Genomic DNA, 14,170 nt, shown 5'->3' with positions numbered 1-14,170 from the left:
GGGGCCGATGCCTGCTGGCGTATCCCGCTTGTCCGGCCTCGGCCCGGTTACCGGCAGCCTGGTCGAGAAACTGCTGTCCCGTCCGGATGGGCAAAGCCGTGCGTTACCGATCGTCGTCGCTCTCGGCGCACGGGGAACCGGCAAGTCCGCGCTGCTGGAGGCGGTAGCCGCACGCTGTGCGGAGATTCCGCACGCCAACCTCGACTTCGAGCGGCATGGCAGGGAGAACATCCAGCCGGGCGAGCTGGTCGGGCACCTCGCGTTCGACCTCGGCAGGCGCTGGAAGCAGTTCGGCCGCATGGCTTTCCCCCGGCTGTGGCTGTGCATGCTCGTGGTGAGCAGCTCGGTTGACCTTGGCGACCGCCGGGCCGCTCTGCGCAAGGTCCGGGAGTTGCTGCCGGACAACCAGCCGCTGGAACGCAATCGCGAGGCCATTGTCGACGTTGTGCGGCTGGCGGGCGGCGTCGCCCCGGCCGGCGCACTCAGGGGCTGGCCCGAGGCGACCGACCTGCTGCTGCGCGGCCTCGGCTGGTACGGCAGGCAGCGCTTGGCCGGCAAGATCAGGGATTTGCCCCGGGGCACCGGCAACCACGAGGACTTCCTCATCGAGATAGCCAAGCAGGCGCAGGGCGACGAGGAGGACCGCGCCGCCGCCGACGCCACCTTCTGCGATGCCTTCCTCGCCGACCTACGACAAGCCTACCACGGCATCAACCGTTCCCGTCGCACCCTCAACAGTGTCGTCCTGCTGGACAACGCGCACACACCCGGTGGTCAGGCCTGCCTGCGGGCACTGACCGCGGCTCGCCACCGCAGCGGTGGCGAGGCCGACCCGCTGGTGGTGCTCGCCACCAGCCGGAAGTGGAGCCCGGACTGGAACGAGGGCTGGTCGCTGCTGACCCCGCAGCGGGGTGCCCCTCCGCCGGGGCGACCGACGACACAACGGACGAACGGCCTGCGAACGCCTGCCCCGCGGCAACCGTCCGATGTGGATTTTGACTGGGCGGAAGGATCGGCTCGGCCAGAGCCACGGTGGTACCCCTGGTACCTGCTCGAACTCGGTGCCCTGGCCGAGGACGATGTGGTGGACATCGCCAGCCGCAGCGACATCCACCCGACGTCCCGGCTGCCGCGATTCCTGCACCGGCTCACCGACGGACATCCGGGCGCCGTCTCCACCGTCGTCGCCGCGGTCACGCACCATGATCACACCCGTAGCCCCGGCGAGCTCCGCGGCATGTTGCAGGCCCGGACCACGGACGAGGACGGCGCCGCGACGACACTGTCCGCCGCGGCGCGGGCCTACCTGCTGCAGGACTTCTCCGTGCCGAGCCGCCAGGACCTGGTCACCGCGAGCGCCGCACGCGATGTGGAGACGTTGTTTCACAAGGATATCGTCGACCTGCGCAACCCGGCGGAGGAAGGCGCGCTGTTCAAGGAGCTCGGCGATCTGCTGTGGTTGCGTGCCGAACCGGGCCAGCAGGAGTTCCAGTACGTGCTGCATCCCTGGCTGCGCCGGATCCTGTTGCAGGAGCTGGCCTCCCGTAGCGAGGACCACCCGCTGAACTGGGATCGGGTGCACACCCGGTGCCGGGACTTCTACGAGAAGAGCGGCAGGGTTCTGGCGGCGCGCTATCACGATCTGGCACTGGGCAACGTCGCCGCGGTGGTCAGGTACCTGAGCGCGCCGTTCGTGGACGACCAGAACGCGGAGTTCGATGTGACCGCCGCCGAGGCGTGGCTCGCCGAACTCGACCTCATCACCGCGGCACCCAACCGGTTGGACAAGACCGCCGAACCATACGACCAGTTGGAGTCGCATGCCGGGAACGCCGCAGGCGACCTGGAGACCACCCTTTCCTGGCTGGTCGTCTCGTTATGGATCGCCGCCGACCCGCTCGGCGACCCCGGCGGGACGTTGAACTCCACGATCGAAGGTGGCTTCCACCAGCTGGCGCACGGTCGAGGCCGGGGATCGATCCTGTTGCACGAGAGGGCGGAGAGGTACCGATGACCGCAGGGAGTGGCCGGATCAGACCACCCCGGCCGGCCTGGTCGAAGTGGCTGCTGGCCGGCGGGGGTGCGCTGCTGCTGGCCGTCGCCCTCGTCGCCGTGTTCGTCGTCGTGCCGGAGATCGAGAGCAGGTGCGGGGACGGGGTGCGGAAGCGGGGCGAGAACTCGGAATGTGTCGGCGTCACCGACGGCAGCTACGTGTTCTCCCCGCAGCTCACCGGCGTGACCGAGGCCATCCGCGCCGAAAACGAACAGGTCGTCAAGGATGCCGCTGACTCGGACGACTACCCCTACGTGACCGTCGCGGTGCTGCTGCCGATGACCCTGACCGGGAACGACATCGTCTCCGCCGAGTGGGTGCGGCATCAACTCCAGGGCGCCCACCTCGCGCAGCGCCGCGCCAACCGCACCGCGACCTGGGGAAGCAGCCCGCGGATCCGGCTGCTGCTGGCCAATCCCGGCAGCAGGCTGAACCACTGGGAACCCGTGGTGGACGACCTCATCGGGCGAGTGGAGAGCGAGCGCCTGGTCGCGGTCACCGGAATCGGGCTGAGCCTGGACACCGCGCGAGATGCCATCGAGCGGTTGTCGCAGCACCGGATTCCGGTCGTCGCCTCGCACCTGGCCGCCGACGAGTTCTCCGAGGTTCCCGGTTTCCTGCGGGTTTCCCCGACGAGCTCCACCTATGGTGCGGCAGCCGCGGACTACGTTCGCTCGACGGCACACACGGCCACGATCGTGCAGGACGCCAACCCCGGTGACCTGTACCCACAGACGCTGGTCACGGCGTTCACCGACACGTTCGCGGACGACACACACCGGATCGTCGGCCGCACCGAGGTGTACGACTCCAGCCTACCGGGAATCGAGAACACGTTCCTGCAGATGATGCCGAACATCTGCGGGAACGAGGCGGAGGTGGTGTACTTCGCCGGCAGGGAGAACCACCTCCCCGCGTTCGTGGCGGCGCTGGCACAACGTCCGTGTCTCGACCGGCCGGTCACGGTGCTGACCGGTGATCTGGCGCAGGTCGGGCCGCCGGGCCCGGAGATGCGCCGTGGCCTGCAGACCGATGTCACCGTGCTGGGTCCGGGTCTGGCACATCCCGACGCGTGGCGGAACGAGCCACAGGCGTTCAACCCCGCCGTGGTCGACGGCTTCCAGAATCCGGATCCGAAATGCGAACACTGCTTCCGCGAGGTGTTCGCTGGGGAGCGGCTGGACGACGGGATCGCCATCCTCGGGCACGACGCGGTGGTCACCGTGGTGTGGGCGATCCGCAACATCCCACGGGCCGCCCCGGAGACGGTGACGGCGCGGGACGTGCTCCAGGCAAGGAACCGGCTGCATGGCGAACTGGCCGTGCCCGGCGCCAGCGGCATGATCTCCTTCGACGAACGGGGCGACCCGGTGAACAAGGCGGTCCCGATCCTGCGGGTGCGGCTGGATGACACACCCGAGTACGTCCAGCTCTCCACGCCCAGCGGCGGGAGCTGACCTCACCGTATTGGCCGCCCAGGTAACCGTGTTTGCCGCTCACGTAGGCGAGTTTGCTTCCCGCGTAGGCGAGTTTGCCCGTTTTGTGGCTATGCCTCGGTTACCCATGGCCACGCGGTGAAAGGAGCCAGCCCGTCACCGAGTATCCGGCCAGCCCCTCGCGGGCTTCCTCGTCCACGACGATGTCACCGGCAGCGCTACTCCATGAGTTCGCCTCAGGCCGGGGCTTCGGCAGCTTTCGCACGAAGCGCTTCCAGCGCCTTGGCGCCGGTGCTGAGCAGGTTGCGCAGACCTCCCGCCGAGCGCATCCAGATCGGCACCACGCTGAAGCGGATGCGCACCGAGGCCAGCGTGACCAGGGAGGACGCCGCGGGCACGCTTGGCTGGACGACCACGAAGGTCAGCAACATCGAGCAGGGCCGGACCAAGATCAGCCACGGCGACCTCACCGCGCTGCTGCGGCTTACGGCGCGCCAATGGACGACGTCCTGGAGACCCGACTGCGCTTCCGGTTGGACCTCGCGAACGTACTCACCCGCGACCACCAGCCGCTCCGGCTGTGGGCCGTGCTCGGCGAGGCCGCGCTGCGCAAGAACATCGGTGGCCCGGAGGTGATGCGCACGCAACTGCGGCATGTGGCCGGGCTGTGCCGGGAACGGCCGAACGTCACCGTGCAGGTACTGCCGTTGAGCGCCCGGGAGCACTACTTCATCGGTGCCACCGTCACCAGCTACACCTCCGACGCCTCGATCCCGCAGATCGCCAGCGTGAACACCACCATCGGCGACCAGTTTTTCGAGCGGGACTCGGCGGTGAATGAAGCGCTCGCGAACTTCGACGATGTCCGCACCAAGGCCCTCGGTCCGCTGACGAGCATATTCGACCTGCCACCGAACCTCGGCTGACGCTCGGCAGGCCACCAGGTTTCCTCCGCGCGGCGGAAAGAGGGCACACCCGAAGTTGGCCGGTCATCCTCGCGGTCGGCACGCTTCTGCCGTGCCCACTTTCACGGCCCGTGACCGGAGGAACACCGCATGAATCAGCCGTGCCATGCCCTTGACCACGAGTCCTACTGTGCCCGAGTCGCGATGGAGATCGGCCGTGTCGCCGAGCGGGTCGGCACGATCGACGCCGACACGCCGGTCCCCACCTGCCCGCAGTGGACGGCGAGGGATGTCGCGACGCATCTCGGCATGATCCACCGCTGGGTCGACCGGACGGTCCGCGACCAGGCGACCGAACCGGTGGAGTTCACCCAGTTCGGACGCGATGTCCCCGCCGAATGGGCGGGCTTCGGTGACTGGCTGGGCAGGATGGCGGCCCCGCTGCCCGACACGTTGCGTTCCGCCGATCCCGAAGGTCCCGCCTGGTCGTTCACCGACAACCAGCGGGCGAACTTCTGGCCGCGACGCATGCTGCACGAGACAATGGTGCACCGGATCGACCTCGATATCGCGGCGGGCGTCCAGCCCAGTGGCGACCCCGATTCCGCCGTCGACGGCATCGACGAACTGCTCTACCTGCTGCCCTTCGGGCACCCGTTCCGGGACGGGCCACCCGACCTGCGGGGCACGGGTGAGACGGTGCACCTGCACGCCACCGACGCCGGCGTGCACTGGCTGATCCGGCTCGGGCCACACGGCCACACCTGGGAGCACCTGCACGCCGACCCACCCGAGCCCGCCATGGCAACGGTCCGCGGCAGGGCTGTCGACCTGCACCGATTCCAGTACAACCGGGCAGGGGCCGAACCGGGCGTCGAGCGCACCGGCTCACCCGAGATCCTTACCGACTGGCTGACCCGCTCGGCGCTGTAACCGGCGCCATCCGGCCAGGAAGTCCAGCCGTACACCATTGACCTCGGTGCTCCCCATCGAAACACTCTGGTCCGAAGGGGCGACCCCAAGGGGGAACACCGATGGCCGGAACGCGCCGCGACTGGATGCGCGCGGGTATCGCGATCGCGCTGATCCTGGGCTTCGCGATCGTGGCGGTGCTCGTGCATGAAGGCATGGAGCACCAGGAGGCGGAGCCGCTGTCACCGGTGCAGCGAGACGAGGCGGAGGCGGTGCTGGCCGAGGCCGTCCGGCTCGGCCGGGCCGGCGAGTACCAGGCCCTGTGCGAGCGCCTGCCTGATTACCCGCACATGTGCGAACAGTTCCTGGACAGTGCCCGCAGGGAGGGGTGGAAACCCGGCCCGCGCCCACCGGAGGTGACCGCCACCCGCAGACAGGAAGGCGAGCCGGAGCTCATCCTGGAACTCACCGGCACCCGCACGGACGGCAGCCGGTACCAGACCGACTTCGAGGTGATCCGCACCGAGGAAGGGCTGGTGGCACGGTTCCCGGTGTACTGGTCGCCGGTGAACATCGTGCCGGGCGAGCCCTGCGCGGAGCCTGCCGGTGAGCATGCCGCCTGTATGCAGGGGGTCGCGACAGCTCCATCCGCTACGCCAAGGTGAACGAACGGATCTGCGCGCTTATTGACAGGTTGCCAGCAAGGTGCCGGTGCAATACCGTGGCGGTACTCGCCCGTCGAAGGAGACAGCGTGACCGAGTACGCCGAGATCACCTACGCGGTAGCCGACCGGATCGCCACGGTCGCGCTGAACCGCCCGGAGGCGCGCAACGGCTACACCGTGCGCATGGCCGACGAACTGGCCGAGGCCTTCGACCGCGCCGACAACGACGAGGAGGTCAGGGTCGTCGTACTCACCGGCGAGGGTCCGGACTTCTCCGTGGGCGCCGACCTCTCCCAGGGTGGTTTCGACTTCGACGCCGAACAGGGGCCCGACCCGCAGTGGCAGGAGCCCGCGGGCCGCTGCTCCAAGCGGATCTTCACGATGAACAAGCCGGTGATCGCCGCCATCCGCGGTGCGGCCATCGGCGGCGGCCTCACGATCACGCTGTCCGCCGACTACCGGCTCGCCACCACCGACGCCAGGTTCGGCTTCGTGTTCGTGCGCCGTGGGATCTACCCGGAGGGTGCCTCGGCCTGGTTCCTGCCTCGCCTGGTCGGCATGGGCCGGGCGATGGACTGGATGATCAGCGGCCGGGTGTTCGATGCCGAGGAGGCCGAGGCCGCCGGGCTGGTACACCGGCTGCACCCACCGGAGGAACTGCTGGACCGGGCCTACGAGCTGGCCGCCGACCTGGCCGCGAACACCGCACCCGTCTCGGTTGCCGTCACCCGGCAGCTGCTCTACCGTATGTCCAGTATGGACTCACCGTTTCCGGTGCACGAGCTGGACTCCAAGCTCATCGCGGGGATCATGCACAACCCGGACTCGGTCGAGGGCGTGTTGTCCTTCCTGCAGAAGCGCCAACCGGAGTTCGGCCTGAAAGTGAACGCCGACCTGCCCGACTACCTGCCCTGGCTGCGGGAGTGAGCGCCGATGCCCGAGTACCCACCACAACCCTGGCACCTGACCGGGCAGGCCTACCTTTCCACCTGGCAGGTGCCAGCCGCTGAGCTGCCTCGCGTTCCGTCCGAAGTAGACCCGATCGTCGTGCTGGGCAGGGCACTGGTGGTCACCGCCTGGATCGACTACCAGCAGGGCGGGCAGCTGTCCTATCACGAGTTGCTGGCCTGCGTCGCGGTCCGCGGTCCGGGCACCACCGCGACGGTCACCGAGATCTGGGTGGACAGCGAGGCATCCCTCGCCGGGGGCCGGGAGTTGTGGGGCATCCCGAAGGAGCCAGCCGGTTTCGAGTTCCACCACGGTCGTGCCTTCACCGGCACGGCGGCCACCGGCTCCGACTGGATCGCGACCGCCGCCTTCGTGCCCCGGTCGGGTCCGCCGGTGAGCACGCCGAGCCGGTTCACCGTCACGCAGTCCGCAGGCGGCGTCGTACGGCGCAGCCCGGTGCGCGCCCGCGGCAGGCCCCGCCTCGCCACCGCGAGCTGGAACCTCAACCCGGACGGTCCGCTCGGTTACCTCGCCGGGCGCAAGCCGCTGTTCAGCGCCCAGCTCAAGGACTTCGACCTCCACTTCGGAGCCAGGGAATGACCGCGACCGGGCACACCACCGCGCTGATCGTCGGCGCGGGCTTCGGCGGTGTCGCGATGGCCATCGAGCTGAAACGCGCCGGGATGCACGACTTCGTCATCCTGGAGCGGGCGGCCGACCTTGGCGGGGTGTGGCGGGAGAACACGTATCCCGGCGCGGCCTGCGACGTACCGTCCCCGCTGTACTCTTTCTCCTTCGAACGCACCGAACGCTGGCCGCGCCGCTACGCCTGCCAGCGCGACATCCACGCCTACCTCGCCCGTACCGCACGCAAGTACGGCGTGCTGGAGCACATCAGGTTCGGCATGGAGGTGGACGCGGCCCGGTTCGACGAGACCACCGGACACTGGCGGGTGCACACGGCGGAAGGCGGCACCTTCACCGCGGCCGCCTTCATCCCCGCGGTGGGCCAGCTGTCCCGGCCTGCTCTCCCCCGGCTGCCAGGGATCGACAGCTTCCACGGGCACTCCTTCCACTCGGCGCGGTGGGACCACGAGCACGACCTGACCGGCAAGCGGGTCGCCGTCATCGGCACCGGCGCCAGTGCCGTGCAGTTCGTCCCCGAGATCCAGCCGGCAGTACGGCAGCTGACCGTGTTCCAGCGTTCGGCTCCCTACGTCCTGCCCCGGCGCGACCACGGCTATGCCCGCTGGCCGCACCGGATCTTCCGGCTGATCCCGCCGCTGCAACAGCTCGACCGGCTCGGTTTCTGGCTCTACGCCGAGTTCGCGCAGCAGTGCCTTTCCCGCTGGCAGCGCCTCACTCCCCTGTTCTCCTGGCAGACCAGGAAACACCTTCGCGACAGCGTCCCCGACCCGCGGTTGCGCGCGCGGCTCACCCCGGACTACGAGCTGGGCTGCAAGCGGGTGCTGTTCAGCAACGACTACCTACCCGCGCTCACCCGGCCGAACGTGGCCGTGGTGACCGACCGGATCACCGGCATCACCCCGGCGGGGGTGCGCACCGGGGACGGGACCGAGCACCCCGCGGACGTGATCATCTACGGCACCGGGTTCGCCACTGTGGACATGCTCGGGCCGATGGAGATCCACGGGCTGGGTGGCGCACCGCTGACCGAGCGATGGAGCCGGGGCGCCCGCGCCTACCTGGGCATCAGTGTTCCCGAGTTCCCCAACATGTTCCTGATGTACGGGCCGAACACCAACCTCGGTGGCGGCTCCATCATCTACATGCTGGAAAGCCAGGCGCGCTACATCCGCCAGGCGGTGCAGCACCTCGCCGCGCACCCTGGGCGGTACCTGGACGTGCGGCCGGAACAGGAGCGGCACTGGGACACCGAGATCCAGCGGCGGCTCGCCGGTTCGGTGTGGACCCGGTGCAGCAGCTGGTACCGCAACGAGCACGGCAGGGTGGTGACGAACTGGCCGGGACGCACCTGGGAGTACCGCAGGCGCACCCGGCGCCTCGACCTGACCAGCTACCGCGTCGGTGGTCCCCCGGCTGCCGCCAGAGGGACCACCGCGCGGACGCTCTCTCAGTGGGACACCAGGCTCCGGTCGTAGACACCGGCGCCGACCCGGTCCACCGCCGCGGTCCCGTACCGGCCGAACAGCTGGTTCACCCTGGCGGACTCCTGGGCGTTCGGATACGGGTTGCGGCAGGAGGTTCCCGCGCTGCCGCCGGACATCAGGTACGAGCAGATGCCGTTGTAGTTGTCCCGCAGCCCGAGGCCGTGCCCGATCTCGTGCGCGACGATCCGCAGGGCGTAGTGTCCCCGCGCGACATCGTTGCGGTCGATGTAGATGGTCGCGCAGCCGAGGCCGCACGGGTAGGCACGGGAACCGCCGCCGGTGGTCGCGTAGATCCGGATGGAGGCGTTGCCGCCACGCACCAGGTTCAGGTTCGGCGCCGCGTTGTTCCAGATCTGCGCGGACCGGTCCGCCTCGGCGGAATAGGCGCTCGCGCTGTAGTACACCGTCCTGGCCAGGGCCTCCGGGGAGGCCTGCGCCGTGGTCGTGGCGGTCAGCTGAACACCGAACACGGCCAGCACGCCGATCAGCACACCGAGGAACCTGCGCGCATGACTACGAGGGAACACGAGGGGTCTCCTTGCAATTGCAGGGGTGCAGGGAATACCCGAAGCCGGATTCGGAACTGAATCGAGTATTACCGAATCCTGAACCGGGCGACTAGAATTGTAGATAATGCCACGAAATGCATCAACGAATGCGCACATATACGATCGGCATAACGACCGTTGATCTCGCCCGGCCGGGCGGCGGCGACGTCCCTATACACCCGGCACCTGGCCTCCCGCCGCCCGGGTGACCCGCACGGGTGATCTTCGGGACCATCTACCAAAGACATGCCGACGCGCCAGGTGTTGGGTCCCGTGCAGAGTCCGACCCCTACATGTAGTCTCTGGGCACCGACAGCTCGCGGGTGCGGGGATGATCGCTCCGACCTGCGGGACAGTGGTCCGAGCGCCTCGTTCGGCGGTGCGTGGACCTGGCGGACGGCCTCATCGGCCGGACGCCGGCCGCACGAGGCTCTCGTTCCCGGTGTCGGCCGCAGTCATGCACCGTGCAGCCCAGCACGCCGGAGGGGCCGGCGTGCCGACCGAACGCGCCTTTGGAGTCACGCATGTCCATTGAGACAAGTCAGCGACCGCCGTCGACAGCCGGTTCGACCGAGGTCCCGGTGCGGGTGATCCGCAGAGACGGCAGCGTGTCGCCCTTCGACGCGAACAAGATCTCGGTGGCCATGACCAAGGCATTCCTTGCGGTCGAGGGGGACGACGCGGCCGCATCCTCACGCATCCACCACCTGGTGGCCGAGCTCACCGCGCAGGTCGAGGCGTCCCTGCTGCGGCACGCGGGCGCCGAGGTGACCGTGCATATCGAGCAGATCCAGGACCAGGTCGAGCTGGCACTGATGCGCGGCGAGCACCACAAGGTGGCCCGCGCGTACGTGCTGTACCGGGACGAGCGCACCAGGGCGCGGGAGGCCGCCCGGCCGAAGCGGGCCGAGGCGGAGATCATGGTCCGCGACCCCCAGGGCGGCACCGCCCCGCTGGACTGGGACCGGGTCACGCATGTGGTCGGCCAGGCCGTGGCCGGGCTGGCCGACGTCTCCGCCGAGCCGGTGCTCACCGAGACCCGGCGCAACCTCTACGACGGGATCAGCTCCGACGAGCTGGCGCTGGCCCAGATCATGGCCGCCCGCACCCTGGTGGAGCAGGAGCCGAACTACTCCTACGTCAGTGCCCGGCTGCTGCTGGACCGGCTCAGGGCCGAGGCGCTGAGCTACCTCTCCGGCCGCCCCCGGCTGGCCAACCAGGACGAGATGGCCGCCGAGTACGGCCAGTACTTCCGCGACTACCTGCGCCGGGCGATCGAGCTGGAGCTGGTGGACCCGGAGCTGGGCTCCTTCGACCTGGACCGGATCACCGCTGCCATCCGGGCCGAGCGTGACCTGGACTTCGGCTTCCTCGGCCTGCAGACGCTGTACGACCGCTACTTCCTGCACCACGACGGCACCCGGTTCGAGCTGCCGCAGGCCTTCTTCATGCGGGTGGCGATGGGTCTCGCGGTCCGCGAGCAGGACCGGGAGGCGCGGGCCGTCGAGTTCTACGAGCTGCTGTCCTCGTTCCACTTCATGGCGTCCACGCCGACCCTGTTCAACTCCGGCACCACCCGCCCGCAACTGTCCTCCTGCTTCCTGACCACCGTCGACGACGACCTGGACTCGATCTTCCAGGCGTACAAGAACAACGCGCTGCTGGCGAAGTACTCCGGCGGGCTGGGTAACGACTGGACCCCGGTGCGCGGCCTCGGCGCGCACATCAAGGGCACCAACGGCCAGTCCCAGGGGGTCGTGCCCTTCCTGAAGATCGCCAACGACACCGCGGTGGCGGTGAACCAGGGCGGTAAGCGCAAGGGCGCGGCCTGTGCCTACCTGGAGACCTGGCACATCGACATCGACGAGTTCCTCGACCTGCGCAAGAACACCGGCGACGACCGCAGGCGCACGCACGACATGAACACCGCGAACTGGGTGCCGGACGAGTTCCTGCGCCGGGTCGAGGCGGACGGCACCTGGACACTGTTCTCCCCGAACGAGACCCCGGACCTGCACGACCTCTACGGCAACGCCTTCGCCGAGCGCTACCGCGAGTACGAGGCCAAGGCGCAGCGCGGTGAGATCAAGGTGTTCCGCCAGGTGCGCGCGGTGGAGCTGTGGCGCCGGATGCTGACCATGCTGTTCGAGACCGGGCACCCGTGGATCGCCTTCAAGGACCCGTGCAACCTGCGCTCGCCGCAGCAGCACGCCGGGGTGGTGCACTCCTCCAACCTGTGCACCGAGATCACCCTGAACACCAGCGCCGACGAGGTCGCGGTGTGCAACCTCGGGTCGGTGAACCTGCTGGCGCACGTCACGCAGGAGGGGCTGGACAGCGAGCGGCTGGAGCGCACGGTGAAGACCGCGGTGCGGATGCTGGACAACGTGATCGACATCAACTTCTACACCATCCCGGAGGCACGCCGGTCCAACCTGCGGCACCGGCCGATCGGGCTGGGCCTGATGGGCTTCCAGGACGCGCTGTTCGAGCTGGGCCTTCCGCTGTCCTCGGAGGAGGCCGTGGAGTTCGCCGACCGCAGCATGGAGCACATCAGCTACCACGCGATCTCCGCCTCGGTGGACCTGGCCGCCGAGCGCGGCCAGTACGCCACCTTCGAGGGCTCGCTGTGGAGCAAGGGCATCCTGCCGATCGACTCGTTGCGGCTGCTGGCCGAGGCGCGGCAGGGGGACGACCTCGAGATCGACATGTCGTCCACAATGGACTGGGACACGCTGCGTCAGCGGGTGCGGACCGTGGGGATGCGTAACTCCAACGTGATGGCGATCGCACCGACGGCGACGATCTCGAACATCTGCGGCGTCGGGCAGTCGATCGAGCCGCAGTTCCGCAACCTGTTCGTCAAGTCGAACATGTCCGGCGACTTCACCGTGGTCAACCCGCACCTGGTGCGCAGCCTCAAGGAGCAGGGGCTGTGGGACGAGGTGATGGTCTCCGACCTGAAGTACTTCGACGGCAGCCTCGGCGAGATCGACCGGGTCCCGCAGGAGCTCAAGGCGCTGTTCGCCACGGCGTTCGAGGTGGACAGCAAGTGGCTGGTGGACGCGGCCTCGCGCAGGCAGAAGTGGATCGACCAGGCGCAGTCGCTCAACCTCTACATCGCCGCGCCCAGCGGCCGCAAGCTGGACCAGCTGTACCGCTACGCCTGGCACAAGGGGCTGAAGACCACCTACTACCTGCGCGCGCAGTCGGCGACGCATGTGGAGAAGAGCACCCTGCGCGGCACCGACGGCAAGCTGAACGCGGTGTCGGCCACCCCGCCGCCCGCCACCCCGAGCCCGTCGCCGAGCCCCTCCCCTTCGCCGTCGCCGAGCCCCGCGCCGAACCCGCCCTCGGCCACCGCCGAGGAACCGGCCGCCTGCCGGATCGACGACCCCGACTGCGAAGCCTGCCAGTAACCCGGAAAGCTTGGAGAACCATTCGTGACGAACCTGGAGACATCGAGGACCGCGGACGCCACCGGGCTCGGTGAGATCGAACGCGGCGCCGGTCGGGTCAGCGTGGACGACAAGTCGATGATCAACGCGCGCGCCGACGTCAACCAGCTGCTGCCGCTGAAGTACCACTGGGCGTGGGAGAAGTACCTCGCGGGCTGCAACAACCACTGGATGCCCACCGAGGTGGCGATGCAGGCGGATATCGCGCTGTGGAAGTCCACCGACGGGCTGACCGAGGACGAGCGGCTGATGCTCAAGCGCAACCTCGGCTTCTTCGCCACCGCCGAGTCGCTGGTGGCCAACAACATCGTGCTCGCGGTGTACCGGCACATCACCAACCCGGAGTGCCGCCAGTACCTGCTGCGCCAGGCCTTCGAGGAGGCCGTGCACACGCACACCTTCCAGTACATCTGCGAGAGCCTCGGCCTGGTCGAGGGCGAGCTGTTCAACATGTACCGGGAGGTCCCTTCCATCGCGGACAAGGACGCCTGGGCGCTGCGGTACACGCAGAACCTGGAGAACCCCGAGTTCGAGACCGGGACCCCGGAGGCCGACCAGAACTTCCTGCGCGACCTGGTCGCCTTCTACGTGATCTTCGAAGGCATGTGGTTCTACACCGGGTTCGCCCAGATCCTGTCGCTGGGCAGGCGGAACAAGATGGTCGGCATCGCCGAGCAGTACCAGTACATCCTGCGCGACGAGTCGATCCACCTGAACTTCGGGATCGACTGCATCAACCAGATCAAGATCGAGAACCCGCACCTGTGGACCGAGGAGTTCCAGGCCGAGGTGCGCTCGATGCTGACCGAGGCATGCGAGCTCGAGGTGGCCTACGCTCGCGACACCATGCCGCGCGGCATGCTCGGGCTGTCGGCGCAGCTGTGCGAGCAGTACATGCACTTCATCACCGACCGCAGGGCGCAGCAGATCGGCCTGGCGCCGATCTTCGGCCAGGAGGAGAACCCCTTCCCCTGGATGTCCGAGGCGATGGACCTGAAGAAGGAGAAGAACTTCTTCGAGACAAGGGTCATCGAGTACCAGTCCGGCGGGGCGCTCGACTGGGACTGAGACCCGCGCCCACCCGGCGCTGACCAGCACATTCACACCGGCCGG

At 68.6% G+C, this 14,170-nt stretch carries 11 protein-coding genes and 1 pseudogene; 11 read left to right on the top strand and 1 reads right to left on the bottom strand.

The window, feature by feature from the left end:
* Window positions 1-7 precede the first annotated feature (7 nt).
* The 9 genes and pseudogenes from KOI47_RS14700 to KOI47_RS14655 all read left to right on the top strand — a co-directional run bounded on the left by KOI47_RS14700 (window position 8) and on the right by KOI47_RS14655 (window position 9,042).
* Window positions 8-2,014 (top strand): hypothetical protein, encoded by a 2,007-nt coding sequence (locus KOI47_RS14700; protein WP_216216516.1) that lies wholly within the window; start codon window positions 8-10, stop codon window positions 2,012-2,014.
* Window positions 2,011-3,510, top strand: coding sequence for an ABC transporter substrate-binding protein (locus KOI47_RS14695; protein ID WP_216216515.1), 1,500 nt, complete (start codon window positions 2,011-2,013; stop codon window positions 3,508-3,510). The genes KOI47_RS14700 and KOI47_RS14695 overlap by 4 nt, the downstream gene beginning before the upstream one ends.
* Window positions 3,511-3,714: 204 nt before the next feature.
* Window positions 3,715-3,918, top strand: a pseudogene (locus KOI47_RS36380) (hypothetical protein); the annotation flags it as partial.
* 68 nt (window positions 3,919-3,986) lie between these two features.
* Window positions 3,987-4,415: a DUF5753 domain-containing protein gene (locus KOI47_RS14680; protein WP_232376744.1), complete on the top strand. Its 429-nt coding sequence runs from the start codon at window positions 3,987-3,989 to the stop codon at window positions 4,413-4,415.
* A 129-nt stretch (window positions 4,416-4,544) separates the two neighbouring features.
* Window positions 4,545-5,327 carry a maleylpyruvate isomerase family mycothiol-dependent enzyme gene (locus KOI47_RS14675; protein ID WP_216216512.1) on the top strand — a complete coding sequence of 261 codons (783 nt, stop codon included), beginning with the start codon at window positions 4,545-4,547 and terminating at the stop codon, window positions 5,325-5,327.
* Between the two features lie 101 nt (window positions 5,328-5,428).
* Window positions 5,429-5,971 (top strand): hypothetical protein, encoded by a 543-nt coding sequence (locus tag KOI47_RS14670; RefSeq protein ID WP_216216511.1) that lies wholly within the window; start codon window positions 5,429-5,431, stop codon window positions 5,969-5,971.
* Between the two features lie 87 nt (window positions 5,972-6,058).
* Window positions 6,059-6,898, top strand: coding sequence for an enoyl-CoA hydratase-related protein (locus tag KOI47_RS14665; RefSeq protein ID WP_216216510.1), 840 nt, complete (start codon window positions 6,059-6,061; stop codon window positions 6,896-6,898).
* A gap of 6 nt (window positions 6,899-6,904) precedes the next feature.
* Window positions 6,905-7,519, top strand: coding sequence for an acetoacetate decarboxylase family protein (locus tag KOI47_RS14660; protein WP_216216509.1), 615 nt, complete (start codon window positions 6,905-6,907; stop codon window positions 7,517-7,519).
* Entirely contained in the window at window positions 7,516-9,042 is a 1,527-nt protein-coding gene (locus KOI47_RS14655; protein WP_216216508.1) for a flavin-containing monooxygenase, read from the top strand. Before KOI47_RS14660 ends, KOI47_RS14655 begins: the two co-directional genes overlap by 4 nt.
* On the opposite strand, the gene KOI47_RS14650 is transcribed toward KOI47_RS14655, so the two are convergent.
* Window positions 9,015-9,578 (bottom strand): snapalysin family zinc-dependent metalloprotease, encoded by a 564-nt coding sequence (locus tag KOI47_RS14650; RefSeq protein ID WP_232376743.1) that lies wholly within the window; start codon window positions 9,576-9,578, stop codon window positions 9,015-9,017. The genes KOI47_RS14655 and KOI47_RS14650 overlap by 28 nt on opposite strands.
* Window positions 9,579-10,123: 545 nt before the next feature.
* Here KOI47_RS14650 and KOI47_RS14645 point away from each other — a divergent pair.
* Both KOI47_RS14645 and KOI47_RS14640 read left to right on the top strand, forming a co-directional pair.
* The gene (locus KOI47_RS14645; RefSeq protein WP_216216507.1) at window positions 10,124-13,018 is read left to right on the top strand and encodes a ribonucleoside-diphosphate reductase subunit alpha; all 2,895 of its coding nucleotides are present in this window, start codon (window positions 10,124-10,126) and stop codon (window positions 13,016-13,018) included.
* A 33-nt stretch (window positions 13,019-13,051) separates the two neighbouring features.
* A complete protein-coding gene (locus tag KOI47_RS14640; RefSeq protein WP_408629936.1) occupies window positions 13,052-14,125 on the top strand; it encodes a ribonucleotide-diphosphate reductase subunit beta in 1,074 nt (357 codons plus the stop codon).
* Window positions 14,126-14,170: the final 45 nt, after the last annotated feature.

Origin of the sequence: Amycolatopsis aidingensis (assembly GCF_018885265.1) — a bacterium.
Lineage (GTDB): Bacteria > Actinomycetota > Actinomycetes > Mycobacteriales > Pseudonocardiaceae > Amycolatopsis > Amycolatopsis aidingensis.
Note: the sequence above shows the minus strand (reverse complement) of the source record. Positions and strands in the feature narration are given on the sequence as shown.